Origin of the sequence: Streptomyces sp. CA-249302 (genome assembly GCF_050936785.1) — a bacterium.
Classification (GTDB): Bacteria; Actinomycetota; Actinomycetes; order Streptomycetales; family Streptomycetaceae; genus Streptomyces.
This window is the reverse complement of record NZ_JBNJMG010000001.1, coordinates 3,251,671-3,266,127: the sequence shown is the minus strand read 5'-3', so window position 1 is coordinate 3,266,127 and position 14,457 is coordinate 3,251,671. Positions and strand designations below refer to the sequence as shown.

The 14,457-nt window shown below is 72.9% G+C and carries 11 protein-coding genes and 2 pseudogenes; 3 read left to right on the top strand and 10 right to left on the bottom strand.

The window, feature by feature from the left end:
• Window positions 1–27 precede the first annotated feature (27 nt).
• The gene (locus tag ACQEWB_RS14675) at window positions 28–1,227 is read right to left on the bottom strand and encodes a lipid II:glycine glycyltransferase FemX (RefSeq protein WP_432830905.1); all 1,200 of its coding nucleotides are present in this window, start codon (window positions 1,225–1,227) and stop codon (window positions 28–30) included.
• An 84-nt stretch (window positions 1,228–1,311) separates the two neighbouring features.
• Window positions 1,312–1,995, bottom strand: coding sequence for a YoaK family protein (locus ACQEWB_RS14670; RefSeq protein ID WP_432830903.1), 684 nt, complete (start codon window positions 1,993–1,995; stop codon window positions 1,312–1,314).
• Between the two features lie 110 nt (window positions 1,996–2,105).
• Between ACQEWB_RS14670 and ACQEWB_RS14665 the strand changes: the two genes are divergently transcribed.
• A complete protein-coding gene (locus ACQEWB_RS14665; RefSeq protein WP_432830901.1) occupies window positions 2,106–3,416 on the top strand; it encodes an alpha/beta hydrolase family protein in 1,311 nt (436 codons plus the stop codon).
• Here the strand turns inward: ACQEWB_RS14665 and ACQEWB_RS14660 are convergent.
• The 6 genes and pseudogenes from ACQEWB_RS14660 to ACQEWB_RS14635 form a co-directional block, all read right to left on the bottom strand.
• Window positions 3,362–3,781, bottom strand: a complete 420-nt coding sequence (locus tag ACQEWB_RS14660; protein ID WP_432830899.1) for a transglycosylase SLT domain-containing protein — start codon at window positions 3,779–3,781, stop codon at window positions 3,362–3,364. The two genes, ACQEWB_RS14665 and ACQEWB_RS14660, sit on opposite strands and share 55 nt — an antisense overlap.
• Window positions 3,782–4,100: 319 nt before the next feature.
• Window positions 4,101–4,901 carry an ECF transporter S component gene (locus tag ACQEWB_RS14655; RefSeq protein WP_432830897.1) on the bottom strand — a complete coding sequence of 267 codons (801 nt, stop codon included), beginning with the start codon at window positions 4,899–4,901 and terminating at the stop codon, window positions 4,101–4,103.
• Window positions 4,898–6,633: pseudogene (locus tag ACQEWB_RS14650) on the bottom strand (ABC transporter ATP-binding protein). Before ACQEWB_RS14650 ends, ACQEWB_RS14655 begins: the two are co-directional and overlap by 4 nt.
• A pseudogene (locus ACQEWB_RS14645) lies at window positions 6,630–7,692 on the bottom strand (energy-coupling factor transporter transmembrane component T). The pseudogenes ACQEWB_RS14650 and ACQEWB_RS14645 overlap by 4 nt, the downstream one beginning before the upstream one ends.
• On the bottom strand, window positions 7,685–8,305 hold the full coding sequence (locus tag ACQEWB_RS14640; protein ID WP_432830895.1) for an SCO2322 family protein: 621 nt from the start codon (window positions 8,303–8,305) through the stop codon (window positions 7,685–7,687). The pseudogene ACQEWB_RS14645 and the gene ACQEWB_RS14640 overlap by 8 nt, the downstream one beginning before the upstream one ends.
• Window positions 8,302–9,543: a prenyltransferase/squalene oxidase repeat-containing protein gene (locus tag ACQEWB_RS14635; protein WP_432830893.1), complete on the bottom strand. Its 1,242-nt coding sequence runs from the start codon at window positions 9,541–9,543 to the stop codon at window positions 8,302–8,304. The genes ACQEWB_RS14640 and ACQEWB_RS14635 overlap by 4 nt, the downstream gene beginning before the upstream one ends.
• Before the next feature lie 297 nt (window positions 9,544–9,840).
• Here ACQEWB_RS14635 and ACQEWB_RS14630 point away from each other — a divergent pair, with 297 nt between their 5' ends.
• Window positions 9,841–10,521: a phosphotransferase gene (locus tag ACQEWB_RS14630; RefSeq protein ID WP_432830891.1), complete on the top strand. Its 681-nt coding sequence runs from the start codon at window positions 9,841–9,843 to the stop codon at window positions 10,519–10,521.
• A 49-nt stretch (window positions 10,522–10,570) separates the two neighbouring features.
• Here ACQEWB_RS14630 and ACQEWB_RS14625 read toward each other — a convergent pair whose 3' ends face one another.
• A complete protein-coding gene (locus tag ACQEWB_RS14625; protein WP_432830889.1) occupies window positions 10,571–11,557 on the bottom strand; it encodes a PP2C family protein-serine/threonine phosphatase in 987 nt (328 codons plus the stop codon).
• A gap of 188 nt (window positions 11,558–11,745) precedes the next feature.
• Here ACQEWB_RS14625 and ACQEWB_RS14620 point away from each other — a divergent pair, with 188 nt between their 5' ends.
• Window positions 11,746–13,971 carry an ATP-binding protein gene (locus ACQEWB_RS14620; RefSeq protein WP_432830887.1) on the top strand — a complete coding sequence of 742 codons (2,226 nt, stop codon included), beginning with the start codon at window positions 11,746–11,748 and terminating at the stop codon, window positions 13,969–13,971.
• Here ACQEWB_RS14620 and ACQEWB_RS14615 read toward each other — a convergent pair.
• The gene (locus ACQEWB_RS14615) at window positions 13,944–14,435 is read right to left on the bottom strand and encodes a nuclear transport factor 2 family protein (protein ID WP_432830885.1); all 492 of its coding nucleotides are present in this window, start codon (window positions 14,433–14,435) and stop codon (window positions 13,944–13,946) included. The two genes, ACQEWB_RS14620 and ACQEWB_RS14615, sit on opposite strands and share 28 nt — an antisense overlap.
• Window positions 14,436–14,457 lie beyond the last annotated feature (22 nt).

The window sequence follows — 14,457 nt, the reverse complement described above, 5'->3', positions numbered from 1 at the left end:
ATAAGCGGCAGGCCATGAGACGCGGGTTCAGCGCCCGCGCCGCCGCATGAACAGGTCGAAGGCCCGGTAGATCGCCGGTCGTAGCGGCAGGTCCCACTCGCCGACGTACCGCACCGCCCGTCCGCCGATGCCGGCCTTGAATTGGATCAGTCCGACGTGCGGGTCGTCCGCGTCGAGGGTGGGGGTGATGCCGCGCAGGTCGTAGACGTCGCAGCCGGCTGCCAGCGAGTCGCGGATCATCGCCCACTGGCAGGCGTTGGAGCCGCGTACCTCGCGTTTCTCGGTGGCGGAGGCGCCGTAGACGTACACCGCGTGGGTGCCGACGCGGACCAGGACGGTGGCGGCGACCAGGTCGCCCTGATGGTGGGCGAGGTAGAGCCTGATCCGCTCGGGATCCTCGGCACGCAGCGCCGCGAACATGGTCTCGAAGTAGCGCAGCGGCCGGGGCGTGAAGCGGTCGCGCTCGGCGGTGTGGACGTACAGGTCGTGGAACGCCTTCAGGTCCTCGCCGACCGTGACATCACCTGCCGTGACATCACCTGCCGTGACATCACCGGCCGTGAACTCACCTGTCGTGACCTCGACGCCCTCCTTGGCCGCCTTCTTGATGTTGCGGCGCCATTGCTGGTTCATGCCCCTGAGCAGCTCGTCCTCGGTCCGGCCGGCCAGCGGGATCTCGTACTTGAACTGCGGATGACCGGCCCCGAAGCCGTCCTCCGGGTTCCGCGGCAGCCAGCCGGCGTCCCTGAGGTGACCCGTCACCCGGGCGCCGATCGGGTCGTCCCGCAGGCTGGGCAGCTCGGTGAGCCGCTTGATGCCCGGATCGGAGATGCCCTCCTTGACCTGACCGGCGCTCCAGGTGTTCGTGCGCACCGGCGGGCCGAGCCGGATCGCGAACGCGCCGTGCGCCTTGAGATACGCGGCCAGCGGATCGAGCCACGCGTCGATCTCGCCGGTCCAGTCGATGACCGGGCCCTCGGCCAGGTAGGCCAGCGTGAAACGGTCGAACCGCGGCACCGGACGGTGCAGGACGAGCCCGGCGCCGACCAGACGCCGACCGTCGAACCAGCCGAGGGACTCACTGCGCCACTCGGTCTTGACGCGACCCCATGCCGGGGTCTGTAGAAAGCTGACCGACGCCCGCGACCGTACGAACGCCAGGTGCTCGGCGGCGCCGATCGGCCGCACGGTCGGGCTCACCGGTCGCGCTGGTGCGGAGTAGGACATGCCCCCAGCCAAGTCAGTGCCGTGTTGCCGCCGCGTATGCGGTTTTCGATACGCCGACGATATGCGCATCGCCGATCCCCGCCCCTACTCCCGCCCGGAAGCCACCACCGCCAGCACCCCCGCCAGCAAGGCCGCGACCAGCAGCGGAACCCCCAGCCCGTGGTCCGTGACCAGCCACGCCCCGAGCCAGGCGCCGACCGCCATCGCCACCACGGACGCGCTGCGGCGGGGTGAGCGGTGGCCCGAGCCGCCGCCCGCGCGGGAGTCGGAGGCGAGGCCGGTGAGGGTCATCGTGAGGACCGTCGTCGTGAGCTCGGGGACGCCGAGCTTGCGGACCGTGGCGTTGCGCAGGCCCATGGCGAAGGCCGTGACGGCGATGAGGGTGTAGGTGGTGGCCGTGGCGTGCGGGGCCGCGAAGGCCACGGCGGCGCAGGCGCCCACCAGGACCGCCTCCGTGGCCAGCGTGAGGCGGGCCCACCTGCGCCGGGAACCCCTGCCAAGCCACCGGGACGTCCGGCCGCCGGCCACCGCGCCGAGCAGGAAGCAGACCAGTGAGGTCGCCGTGTGCGGGACCGAGAAGCCGGGGGCTCCCGCCGCCGCGAAGCCCAGGACGACCACGTTGCCGGTCATGTTGGCGGTGAAGACATGGCCGAGGCCCAGATAACTCACCGCGTCGATCAGGCCGCTGACCACGGTCAGCCCCAACAGCACCGGGACCAGGCGCAGTCCGCGGGATTCGTGTGCGGTCTCTTCGGTCTGGACGCTCATGAAGGCTGCTCCGGTGGGCCGGAAGGGCGGGCGGGGTGGACTCAAGTCCACCATGAGGGCGGGGGACTATCGGATGTCGACGCGAACAGTACGTCCGTAGCGTCCAGGACATGAGTGATGAGACGCGCAAAACACAGGAAACAAGGACCAGTTGGCGGACCCGGCGGGGACTCGCCGGCGCGGCCGTCCTGCTGCTCGCCGGGCTGGCCGCCGCTCCCGTCGCCGTCGCGGCCGGGGAGCGGCACACCGACTTCCGAGGCACCCTCGTCTCGGTCACGCCGGTCGCAGACCACGACGCCGGGGAGGTGAAGGCCTTCCTCGCGGGGAAGGAGATCGCGAGCGACTCGGTGCGGTACGGGGTACGGGCGTACCGGCTGACGTACCGGACGGTGGACCCGTACGGGAAGCCGACGACGGCGACCGGGCTGCTGACCCTCCCCAAGGGCGGAGCCCATCGCCTCGCCCTTGTCTCCGACACGCACGGGACCATGGTCAAGCGGAGCTACGCGCCGTCGGCGAGTGAGGACTTCGGGCGGGTGCCGTCGTATCTGAACGCCTCGGCGGGGCGGGCGGTCGCCGCTCCCGACTATCTGGGGCTCGGGGAAGGGCCCGGCCCGCACCCGTACATGGACACGGCCTCGTCGGTGACGGCATCGCTGGACATGCTGCGGGCGGCGGGCACCGCCGCCGAGCGGCTCGGGCGGCCGCTCACCGGGGACGTCTACGCGACCGGGTTCTCGCAGGGCGGGCAGGTGGCGATGGCGCTCGGGAAGGCGCTGGCGCAGGGGGCCGACCCTCACTTCCGGGTCAAGGCGCTGGCGCCGATCAGCGGGCCGTACGACCTGGAGGGCGCCGAGATGCCGGCCCTGTTCGACGGGCGGGTCAACGACACGAGCGGGGTGCTCTACACCTCGTACTGGCTGGTCGCCCAGAACCGGCTGCATCACTTCTACGACGATCCGGGCGAGGCCTTCCGGGCGCCCTACGCGAGCCGGGTCGAGGGGCTTCTCGACGGGACCCACGAGGAGGACGACGTGGTGCGGGGCCTCGCGCCGACGGTGAAGCAGCTGCTCACGCCCGCCTTCTACGACCGTCTCCAGCACCCCTCCGGCGCGCTGCTCGACGCACTGCGCGCCGCCGACCACACCTGCGACTGGAAACCGGCCGCCCCCGTCCGGCTCTACACCGGCGACAACGACACCGACGTACCCGTCGGCAACGCCCGCACATGCGCCCGCACCCTCGCCGGTGAGGGGGCGAGGGTGCGGGTGATGGACCAGGGCGCCACGGACCACTTCGGGACGTTCGTGGTGTCGGCGCCCCAGGTGGTGCGGTACTTCGACCGGGTGTCCGGCAGGGCGGCGGATCAGTACCAGCCGTTCGCCTGCCAGAAGGACCAGGCGCCGGTCGGGCTGCCGTAGCGGGAGTTCATGTAGTCGAGACCCCACTTGATCTGGGTCTTGGCGTTGGTACGCCAGTCCGAGCCGGCCGAGGCCATCTTCGAGCCCGGGAGGGCCTGGACCAGGCCGTAGGCGCCGGAGGAGGCGTTGGTGGCGTCGACGTCCCAGCCGCTCTCGTGCTCCACGATCTTGCTGAACGCGGCGTACTGGGCCGAGCTCGGGATCAGCTGGTGCGCGATCGCCTTGGCCTCGGTGGCCGAGTCGGCGGTCGCGGCGTGAGCGGGGGCCGCGGTCAGCACCATGCCGGCGGTGGCGGCGGCCACGGCGGCGGTGGTGAGGGCCTTCTTCGGGGACGCGATGCTGCGGACGATGCGGGAGACGGACACGGAGAACCTTTTCTTCGGGGACACGGTCGTCGCCTGCGTGTCCGGAGGACCGCGATGAACCTGCGAGTCCGGGGGACATGCGTCGGCGCCGAGGCCCGTGGGCTTGTCGGCGCCGTGCGACGTTGTCCAGAGAAACAGGCTCGGAGCCCGTCCGCAATGACCCCTTTTACTAGTTGTGGTCGCATGTGGGGCGGATGGGGCTTGTGTGAGCTGGATCTCTATGTGCAGGTCAGGGGTGGTTTTGGCGTGAGCATGGCGTCCGAAATGCACTACTAGGTAGGCTAGTGGGTGACATGGGTCATGTGGGGTGCTTCACCGGTCAACGAGGTTCGAATGTGACCGCGGTCTCGAAGGCGGCCCGGCGAGTGGCTCTGCGTAGCGCCCTGAGCACGGCCGGGCCGAGGAAGAAGGTCAGGACCACCGTGCACAGTGCCCGGCCCAGGTCCCAGCCCAGCGAGGTGGCCGCGCAGTAGAGGAGGAAGCGGGCCAGGTTGGCGGCGGCCGGGCCGTCCGGCTGGAAGGCGATGTTCGAGGCCTGGCCCTGCATGAAGGGCCAGCCGGCCAGGTTGGTGATCGTGCCGTAGGCGAACGCGGCGAGGAAGCCGTAGCCGGCCAGCAGCGCGAGCTCGGCCCGGCCGTGCAGCCGCTCCGCCCCGGGCAGCAGGCCCGCGCCCATCGAGAACCAGCCCAGCGCCAGCATCTGGAACGGCATCCACGGCCCCACCCCACCCGTGAGCAGCGCGGACGCGAACATCGACAGCGAGCCGAGCGCGAAGCCGAAGCCGGGGCCGAGGACGCGGCCGCTCAGCACCATCAGGAAGAACATCGGCTCGATGCCGGCGGTGCCCGCGCCGAGCGGGCGCAGGGCAGCGCCCGTCGCCGCGAGCACGCCGAGCATCGCGACCGCCTTCGGGCCCAGGCCCGATTCGGAGATCGTCGCGGCCAGCACGAGTACGAGGAGGACGAGGAGGCCGGCGAAGAGCCACGGCGCGTCGGCCGCGTGTGCGTTGACCTGGGAGGTCGGCGGGGCGAGGAAGGGCCAGCCGAGGGCGACGACGCCTACGGCGCTGACGAGGGCGAGGGCTGCTGTGGAGCGGGGGCCGAGGCGGATGACCTTCACCGCAGGGCCTCCCTCACCTGGGCCACCGTGAGCCACTTCTGCGGGGCCAGGACCTTGCTGACCTGCGGGGCGAAGGAGGGGGACGCCGTGATGACGTCGGCCGCCGGGCCGTCCGCGATCACCTCGCCGTCGGCCAGCAGGACCACGCGGTGGGCGAGCTCGGCGGCCAGTTCGACGTCATGGGTGGCCAGGACGATCGCGTGGCCTTCGGCGGCGAGGGCGCGCAGGACGGTGGTGAGGCGGGCCTTCGCCGCGTAGTCCAGGCCGCGGGTCGGTTCGTCGAGGAGGAGCAGGGGTGGGCGGGCGGTCAGCACCACGGCCAGCGCGAGGGTGAGGCGCTGGCCCTCGGAGAGGTCACGGGGGTGCGTGGTGTCGGGGACACCCGGGAGGAGGTCGGAGAGGAGGGCTCGGCAGGTGCCGGGTGCGGCTTGGGCGTCCTGGTCGGCTGCCCCGCATTCGGCGGCGACCGTTTCGGCGTACAGGAGGTCGCGGGGTTCCTGGGGGACGAGGCCTACTCGGTGGACGAGGTCGCGGGGTGGGGTGCGGTGTGGGGGTGCTCCGCCTACTCGTACCTCGCCGGTCGACGGTTCGATCAGGCCTACGAGGGTGTTGAGGAGGGTGGATTTTCCGGCGCCGTTGCGGCCCATCAGGGCGATGGTCTCGCCGGGGGTGATGGTGAGGGTGAGGTGGCGTAGGGCTTGGGTGCGGGATCGGGTGACGGAGAGGTCGTGGACTTCGGCGGTGTGGGGGGACTTCGGGGTGGTGGGGGTTCGTTTGAACCAGCGGCGGGGGGTGGGGGCGCCTGGGAGCTCGGGGGTGCGGGGTGTTGGCGGGTGCGGGTGGTTTGTGGCTGGTCGCGCCCCGCGGCGGCGCCGCACAGTGACACAGCCCCGCGCCCCTTTGGGGCGCTTGCAGTATCGGTCAGTTTTTCTCGCAGGTTCGCCGCTTTCCGGCGGGCGTCCCGCACCGTCAGTGGCAAGGGGGACCAGCCCGCCAGGCGGCCCAGGTCGACCACCGGCGGGTACACCGGCGATACGGCCATCATCTCGGCCGGGGTGCCCAGGAGGGGTGCTGCTCCTGGAGCCGGTAGGACCACGACCTGGTCGGCGTACTGGATGACGCGTTCCAGGCGGTGTTCGGCCATCAGGACTGTTGTGCCCAGGTCGTGGACCAGGCGTTGGAGGACCGCCAGGACCTCTTCCGCCGCCGCGGGGTCCAGGGCCGACGTCGGCTCGTCGAGGATCAGGGCCCGCGGGTGGGGGGTGAGGACCGAGCCGATCGCCACCCGCTGTTGTTGGCCGCCCGAGAGGGTGGAGACGGGGCGGGCGCGGAGGTCGGTGAGACCCAGGAGGTCGAGGGTTTCCTCGACGCGGCGGCGCATTGCCTCGGGGGCCAGGCCCTGGGACTCCATGCCGTAGGCGAGTTCGTCCTCGACCGTGTCCGTGACGAAGTGGGAGAGGGGGTCCTGGCCCACCGTGCCGACCACGTCGGCCAGTTCGCGGGGCTTGTGGGTGCGGGTGTCGCGGCCGGCCACCGTGACGCGGCCGCGCAGGGTGCCGCCGGTGAAGTGCGGAACCAGGCCGCTGACGGAGTTGAGGATCGTCGACTTTCCGGTGCCGGACGGGCCCACCAGGAGGACGAGTTCGCCTTCCGGGACCTCGAAGTCCACGCCGGTGACGGTGGGTTCGGCGGCTCCGGCGTAGGTGACGGAGACGTCCTCGAAGCGGATCACGACGGCTCCTTCGGGGATGGGGCGATGAAGGCGGGGAGGAGGCCCAGGAGGACGGCCGCCGCAGGCCAGAGGGGGAGGGCCGGGGCGATCAACGGGATCACCCCCGGGTGGAGGGCGGCGGGGTCCTGCGCGGAGGCGAGGGCGAGCAGGGCCGCGACCGCCGCGCCGGAGCCGGCGACCAGACAGGCGCGGGCGTCCCAGCGGTCGGGGCGGTAACGGGTGCGGAGGGTGCGGCGGCCGCCCAGGCGGAGGCCGACGAGGGCCGCGGCGAGACCGGCGAGGAGGAGGGGGAGGCCGTAGCCGCCGCCTTCGGCGGTGAGGAGGCCGTACGTCCCCGCGCAGACGCCGAGCAGGCCGCCGAGGGTGAGGGCGGTGGTCGTACGGCGGACGGGGGTGGGACGTCGGCGGTACGGCCGTAACCGCGGGCGTCCATCGCGGCGGCGAGGGCGACGGAGCGTTCCAGGGCGCCTTCCAGGACGGGGAGGCCCACCTGGAGGAGGCCGCGGAGGCCCCTGTCGGGGCGGCCGCGCAGGCGGCGGGCGGCACGGAGGCGCTGGACGTCGGCCATGAGGTTCGGGGCGAAGGTGAGGGCGACGACCGCTGCCACGCCCATCTCGTACAGGGCGCCGGGGAGGGACTTGAGGAGGCGCGTGGGGCTCGCCAGGGCGTTCGCCGCGCCTACGCAGATCAGGAGCGTGGCCAGTTTCAGGCCGTCGTAGAAGGCGAAGGCGAGGGTTTCGGCGGTGACCTTGCCGCCCAGGCGGATGCCCTGGGCCCAGTGGGGGAGCGGGGCCTCGGGGAGGGTGAGGAGGGTGTGGGTGCCGGGGAGGGGGAGCCGAGGGTGGTGGCGAAGAGGAGGCGGATGAGGAGGACGGTGAGGGCGAGCTTGAGGAAGGCGGAGTAGGCGTGGGAGGCAGGGGTGTCGGGGCGGCAGGTCGCCACCACGTACGCGGAGGTGGTGACCAGGAGGGCGAGGAGGAGGGGGTTGGTGGTTCGGGTGGCCGCGGTGCCCAGTGCCAGGGACCAGAGCCACCAGGCACCGGGGTGTACGTCAGACATGGCGCCTGCGCCGTCGTGCCTGCCACACCGCTGCCGCGCCCAGCACCGCCACCGCCGCCGCCCCTGCCCACAGCCCCACCGACGGGCCGATTCCCTTCTTCTCAGGGGGAGTTGCAGCCGTCACCTGTTCGCCGCAGCCCCTCTCCGGATACCCCGCGATCGCGCACAACAGAGCGTTCGTGTCGTAGCGCAGTGGTTTCGCCACCGAGGCCAGGGCCTCTGCCGTCGTCGCGTCCGAGGGGACCCTCGCGCAGGCCGTACGGCGGGGCGGTGGGGTCTCGTCCGTCGGGGCGTCCGCGCTCGTGCCGAAGTCGATGACCAGGGCCACCCGTTTCCGGCCCGCGTCCGCCGGTGTTCGCGCGCAGATCGCCCCGAAGGAGGCCGTTCCCCGGGGTGTCGCCGCGTCCGCGGAGTCCTCGCTCAGCGCGAAGCGGAAGCCCTGGATCTCGCCGTCGGCGGGGTGGGCGGTGGCGGGGCCCTGGGTGGCGTAGGTCCAGTGGTCGGCGTCGTGGGTCCAGAAGGACCAGTAGCGGTAGCCCGTGGCGTGGGCCTGGGGGCCGAGCCAGAGGGGGAGGAGCAGCGCGGTCAGGATGACGATCGCCCGGCGCCTCACTGCTGCCGCTTCCGGCCTCGGAGCATCAGGGCGAAGCCGATCAGGGCGCCGATGAGGAGGCCGCCGCCGACCGTCCAGGCGACGCTCAGGCCGCCCTTGTCGGAGGAGGAGTCGTCGGACGACCCCTTCGCGTCGCTCGCGCCCGCCGTCGGCAGTTCGTCCACGCTCTCCGGTGTCGGGCCGGTCGCGTTGAGCTTGGTGACCAGGTCCACGCCGCCGAAGTCGTGCACGTCGCCGCCCGGCGTCGCGGCCGCCGCGAAGACCAGCTGGGCGTACGCGGCCGGGCCCGACTTCGCCGCCCAGGCGCCCGCGTTGGACTCCAGCCAGTGCAGGGGCTTCGCCGCCTGGGCGCCCAGGCCCGAGGTGGAGAGGGCGACCACCGCGTCGGCCGTGTTGCCGTAGTCGGGCTGGGGATCGGCGCCGGGGAGGGCCGTCGTCAGGTGGCCGTCCTTCGCGAGGGCCCTGGCGAGCCAGGCCGCGCCGTTGGAACCGGCCTGGACGGGCAGGGCGCCGTCGACCTTCCGGCAGGTCCCGGCGGAGTCGTCCTCGTCCTGCGCGCTCCCCGCCAGCGTCTCGCCCTGCACCCCCAGCACGGCCGCCGCCGTCGCGTCCGCGTTGGCCGCCAACTCCCCCTTCTTGTCCGGCTGGTAGGCGAACGCGCCCCCGTCCTTCCCGTCACCGCACGGCAGCGCCAGCTTCAACAGGGCGTCGTACGGCGACTTACCGCCCTTACGGAGGTCGGGAACCGTCACCCCGCCCTCCGCGAGCGCGCCGATCACCACCGACGTCGAGTTCGCGTCGCTCGCGCCGCCCGCGAAGTAGCCCCAGCCGCCGTCCTCGTTCTGCACGGACTTCAGCCAACGGACCGCCTTGTCGACGCCGGCCTCGTAGCCGCCGATCTCGGCGAGCGCCTGCACCGCCGCGCCCGTGCTGTTGGTGTCGGCCTTGCAGGCCGCGTCCGGGCCGGCGCGGAAGGCGGCGAAGGCGCCGTCGGCGCACTGCTGCCCCGCCAGCCAGTTCGTGGCCGCACGGGCCGGCTCGACACCCACCGTGTGCTGCGCGAGCAGGGCCAGCGACTGACGCCAGACGCCGTCGTACGTCGGGTCGGTGGTGCCGTAGAGACCGTCGGGTATCGCCACCGACGGCGAGGGGGACGGGGACGCGGCGACGGCGGGGGTCGCGGTGCCGATCACTGCGGTGGCGGCCAGGGCCGCGGCGCTGCGGCGGACGACGTTCATGATCGGTGGGTGCCTCTCCCGGTGGGGGAGCCGGGCAGCACGGGAACACCCCGGGCGGCTCGGCTCCGTATTCCTCGACGGTGCCGTGCGCCGGCGGACCACCGACACACCTGAGCCGGTCACGTTCCGCGCGGGGCAGTCCGGCTCATCGGCCTCGGGGGGCCGGTTCACGGTTGCGGGTCAGCGCCGGAATTGCACCGGCTTCCCCCCGTACGGGTGTGATGACGACTGGGCAACCATACCCGCACGTGACCGGGTGCCTGAGGGGCGCCTGTGAAGCGGGGTAGTTTCCAGGGCATGGGGACTACGGGGAGACTGCTCGGCTCCGGCCGCACCTGCGACGTGTACGAGTACGAGATCGACGGGACCTGGGTGCTGCGGCGCAACCGGGAGGGGTGGGGCGACGCGCTCGCCGAGGGGCGGGTCATGGAGCATGTGCGCGCCCACGGCTGTCCCGTGCCGCGCGTCCGCCTGGCCGACTCCACGCGGACCGAGCTGGTGATGGAGCGGGTGGCCGGGGTGACCATGCTGGAGGCGTTCGGGGCCGGGACGCTCGGCGTGCGGGAGGGCGGGGAGATCCTGGCCGGGCTGTTGCGGCAGTTGCACGGCATTCCGGGGCGGCACTCCAGCGGCCGGATCCTCCATCTCGACCTGCATCCGGACAACGTGATGCTGACGCCGGACGGGCAGCCCGTGGTGATCGACTGGAGCAACGCGGAGGAAGGGCACCCCGGGCTCGACTGGGCCATGTCCGCCGTCATCCTCGCGCAGGTCGCCGTCGACGACGGGCCGTTGGCGCACCTGTCCGACCTGGCCCACGCCGGACTCGCCGCCCTGCTCGCCGACCCGTCTCAACTCACCGAGGAGGGCTTGGCGGAGGCCCGGAACCGTCGCTCCCGCAATCCGACGATGAGCACACGCGAGGTCGAACTCCTCGGTGACGCCGAGGAGTTGATCAGGACGTACTGGCGGGGGTGAACGGGTCCGGCGGCAGCGGAGTCGGCGGGTCCGGCGGCAGTCGAGTCGGTCAGAGCCGGTTGGTGGACATCAGCGCCACCGGCACCTCGGCCGGCTGGCACAGGACCAGGGCCAGGTCGTCGGTGGGGCGGGCGCCGGTGTGGGCGACGACCCGGGCGTACAGGGAGTCGAGCGCGTCGTCGGGGAGCGGTTCGCGCAGCGCGCGGGTCGCCTCCGCGAGCAGCGGGAACAGCGTGCCGTCGGCGGCCCGGGCCTCGGTGAGACCGTCGGTGTAGAGGAGCAGCCGGTCGCCGGGCTGCAGCCGCACCCGGTACTGGCGCGGGTCGGGCCGCAGCCCCAACGGCGGTACCGGCGCGAAGGGTTCGAGCAGCTCCACCTGCTGCCCGGCCCGCAGCGGCGCCGGATGCCCGCAGTTGACCAGCCGTACCTCGCCGGGCCCGAACTCGGCGAGCACGGCCGTGACGAAGTCCTCCGCGTCCAGCTCCGGGGCCAGCCGCTTGTCGAGGTCCGTGACGAGGGCGGGCAGATCGGGCGCGGTGTACGCCAGTTCACGGAAGGCGGCGATGGTCGCCGCGGTCAGCCGCAGCGCCTCCAGGCCGTGGCCGCGCACGTCACCGACCAGGACGCGCAGTCCGTACGGTGTCACGGCGACGTCGTACAGGTCGCCGCCGACGTCGGACTCGGGGGCGGCGCAGTGGTAGCGGGTGCAGACATGGGTGCCGGCCAGGTCGCGGGAGAGCGGGCGCAGGATCAGGTGCTGGGTGGAACGGGCCACCTCGCGGGCCCGGGCGCCGGCCGCCTCCAGGGCCGTGCGGTGGTGTGCCGCGTACGGTATGACGGCGCAGGCCAGCAGCAGGCCGGCGTACTCGACGTCGAACGCGAACGAGCCGAGGGCGCCCGACCAGGCGCCGATCGCCAGGGCCAGTGCCAGCGCACCGCCGCAGACGAACGCCGTGTGCCGGACGCTCAGCCAGACGCAGGCCAGCAGCGGTCCGATCAGGACGGGCGTGATCGGCATCGTGTGCATGACGTCCATGGCGCCCCCTCCTCCCTCTCCGTCGCCGCCCTGCGACGATGTCCGAATATCCACCCTCCGTCGCATGCCGACACGGACTTGAGCGCAACTCGTCGGAAAGTGCCGCGAAGTGTCCAGACGGCGTGATCTTTCTGTCGTCTGTGACGGTGTGGCGAATGTGTCCTTGCGAAACGCCCACACTGGTCGGCGTGTCTGGGACGAAGAATGTGCGCGGACCGGGGAACCTGCCGTCGGATGCCCGGGTCTTCATCGGCCGACGCGACGAACTCGCCCGGCTCGCGGCCGAGTTGGGTCAGTACGGCGACGGTGTCCGGCTGCTCACCCTGGTGGGGGTCGGCGGGGTCGGCAAGACGCGGCTCGCGCTGCGGGCGGCGGAGGGGGCCCGGGAGGCGTATCCCGACGGGGTCTGGGTGGTGGAGCTGTCCTGGCTGCGGCCCGGCGGCCAGTTGCCGCTCGCCGTCATGGAGGCGCTGCGGCTCGCCGACCAGACGACCGGGTCGGTGACCGAGGCGCTGTGCTTCTGGGCCCGGGACAAACAGCTGCTGCTGGTCCTCGACTCCTGCGAGCACGTGCTGCCGGACTGCGCGGCACTGGTGGCGGACCTGCTGGCATCCGCGCCGGGCCTGCGGGTCCTCGCCACCAGCCGGGAACGGCTGGGGCTGCCGGGCGAGCGGGTGCTGGAGGTCGAGCCGCTGCCGGTGGCCGACGCCGACGCCCTGTTCGTCCAGCACGCGGCCGCCGTCGATCCCGCGCCGGTCCTGGACGCCACCGCCCGCGAGCGGGTCGCCGACATCTGCCGGATCCTCGACGGCATCCCGCTCGCGATCGAACTGGCCGCCGCCCGGCTGGCGTTGTACTCCCTGGAGAAGCTCCACGAACTGCTCGGCGAACGGCTGGGCGCCCGCTTCGACATGCTCGCCGTCGACGGGGGAGTCCGCTCACGCACGCTCGCCGGCGAAGACGGGGGCGCCGGCCCGGGCACGCTCCCGGACGCCGACGGAGGTGCCCGCCCGGGCATGCTCGCCGGCGATGACAGAGGCGCTCGCCCGGGCATGCTCGCCGGTGAGGCGAGGGGCGAGGGCCCGCCCCGCCACTGGACCCTGCGCACCACCATCGGCTGGAGCCACGAGCTGTGCGCACCGCTGGAACGGCTGCTGTGGGCGCGGCTGTCGGTCTTCGCCGGTACGTTCACCACGGTCGCCGCCACCTGGGTCGGCGCGGGCGGACCGCTGTCCGCCGACCGGGTCTCGGACGCCCTGATGCGGCTGGTCCAGCAGTCGATCGTGCTGCGCCACCCGACCGACCCGGAGCGGTTCCGGCTCCTGGACACCGTCCGCGAGTACGGCGCCGACTGGCTGCGCGAGCTGGGCGAGGAGGACGCCGTACGGCTGCGGCACCGTGAGCACTACCGGCGGTTCGCGCAGGAGGCCTGCGCCGACTGGAACACCAGCCGCCAGGTGGCCTGGTGCGAGCGGGTGCTCGCGGAGCACGCCGATCTGCGGGCCGCGGTGGACGGTGCGCTGGCCGAGCCCGGCAGCGGCGTCGCGCTGGAGCTCGCGGGGAGCGCCGGGTTCCTGTGGCGGAACTGCGGGATGCCACGGGACGCCCAGTGGTGCCTGGACCGGGCGCTGGCGGTGGAGCACGAGCCGGGTCCGGATCTCGTGCTGGCCCTGTGGTCGCGCGGGGCGGTGGCGATGAACCAGGGTGACCTCGACGTGATGCGGGCCTGGGGCGAGCGGTGCGCCGACGCCGCGGGCAAGATCGGCGATCCCGCCATGATCAGGGCGGCCGCCTACCTCACGGGCGGGTATCTGGCCCTCGTCGGGCGGATGCCCGAGGCGGTCGAGACCCTCGCGGCGGACCCCCGGCTGCTCATCGGCATGGACTGGCGGGGCGCGGCCCTCGTGATGAACAGCCTCGGAGTGGTCTACAGCCACATGTACGGCGGCGACTTCGAGAAGGCCCGCGAGGCGGCCCGGGCGACCCGCACGAGCAGTGAGCGCTGCGGGGAACGCTGGTCGAGGTCCTTCGTCGACGCCATCGTCGCCCAGATGGACGCGATGCGCGGTGACACCGACGCGGCCCGCCGCAACTGCCGCGCCGCGCTCACCGGGCACCGGCTGCTGCACAACACGCTCGGCCTGGCCTTCACTCTCGACGTGCTGGCCGAGGCGGAGGCGGGGGGCGGCGACGGCCGGTTCGCCGCCCGGGTGCAGGGCGTCGGCCAGCGCATCTGGGAACTCCTCGGCCGCGCCCAGATGGACTCCCCGCAGCAGCTCGCCGCCCGCGAGACCCGCGAACGCACCCTGCGCGCCCGCCTCGGCGACGAGGCCTACGAGCAGGCGTACAAGGAGGGCACCGCGATGTCGTACGACGAAGGCCTCGACTATGCGCTGGGCGCCCCGGAGGCGTGAGGCGTGGGCCCGCCGAAGGGCAGGTGCAGGACCCGCCGGGCGAGCAGCCAGCCGCCGCCCTCGACCCGCCGGAACTCGTCCTCGTAGTCGCCGACCTGGACCGGCGGGCCGGCCGGGAGCATGCCGCCCGTCCACCCCTCGACGCGGTAGGTCGTGAAGTACGAGGTCGCCTCGGCCGTGTCCGGTGAGGTGACCGTGACGCGGATGTTGGACATGATCCGCCGCGAGAGCTTGTCCGGCGGCCGGGCCCCGAAGTAGGCCCGCAGCTCCGCCCGCCCCGCGGACCGCCGTCCGTCTCCCGGCGGCGGCCACTCCCACACCCCGTCCTCGGTGAACAGCCCGGCGACGGAGGCGGGTTCACCGAGGTCGAGGCGGTGGACGAAGTCGAGGATCAGACGCTCACAGGCGCGTTCGGCGAGAAGCCGCTCCAAGGGTTCCAAGGGTTCCAAGGGTTCCATGGTCATTGGTAGCAGCGCACCCGCGATA

Bases quoted from the DNA above. Each gene is read 5' to 3' on its own strand.
- ACQEWB_RS14675 (WP_432830905.1), bottom strand. From the start codon at position 1,227: ATGTCCTACTCCGCACCAGCGCGACCGGTGAGCCCGACCGTGCGGCCG.
- ACQEWB_RS14670 (WP_432830903.1), bottom strand. From the start codon at position 1,995: ATGAGCGTCCAGACCGAAGAGACCGCACACGAATCCCGCGGACTGCGC.
- ACQEWB_RS14665 (WP_432830901.1), top strand. From the start codon at position 2,106: ATGAGTGATGAGACGCGCAAAACACAGGAAACAAGGACCAGTTGGCGG.
- ACQEWB_RS14635 (WP_432830893.1), bottom strand. From the start codon at position 9,543: ATGAACGTCGTCCGCCGCAGCGCCGCGGCCCTGGCCGCCACCGCAGTG.
- ACQEWB_RS14630 (WP_432830891.1), top strand. From the start codon at position 9,841: ATGGGGACTACGGGGAGACTGCTCGGCTCCGGCCGCACCTGCGACGTG.
- ACQEWB_RS14625 (WP_432830889.1), bottom strand. From the start codon at position 11,557: ATGGACGTCATGCACACGATGCCGATCACGCCCGTCCTGATCGGACCG.
- ACQEWB_RS14615 (WP_432830885.1), bottom strand. From the start codon at position 14,435: ATGACCATGGAACCCTTGGAACCCTTGGAACCCTTGGAGCGGCTTCTC.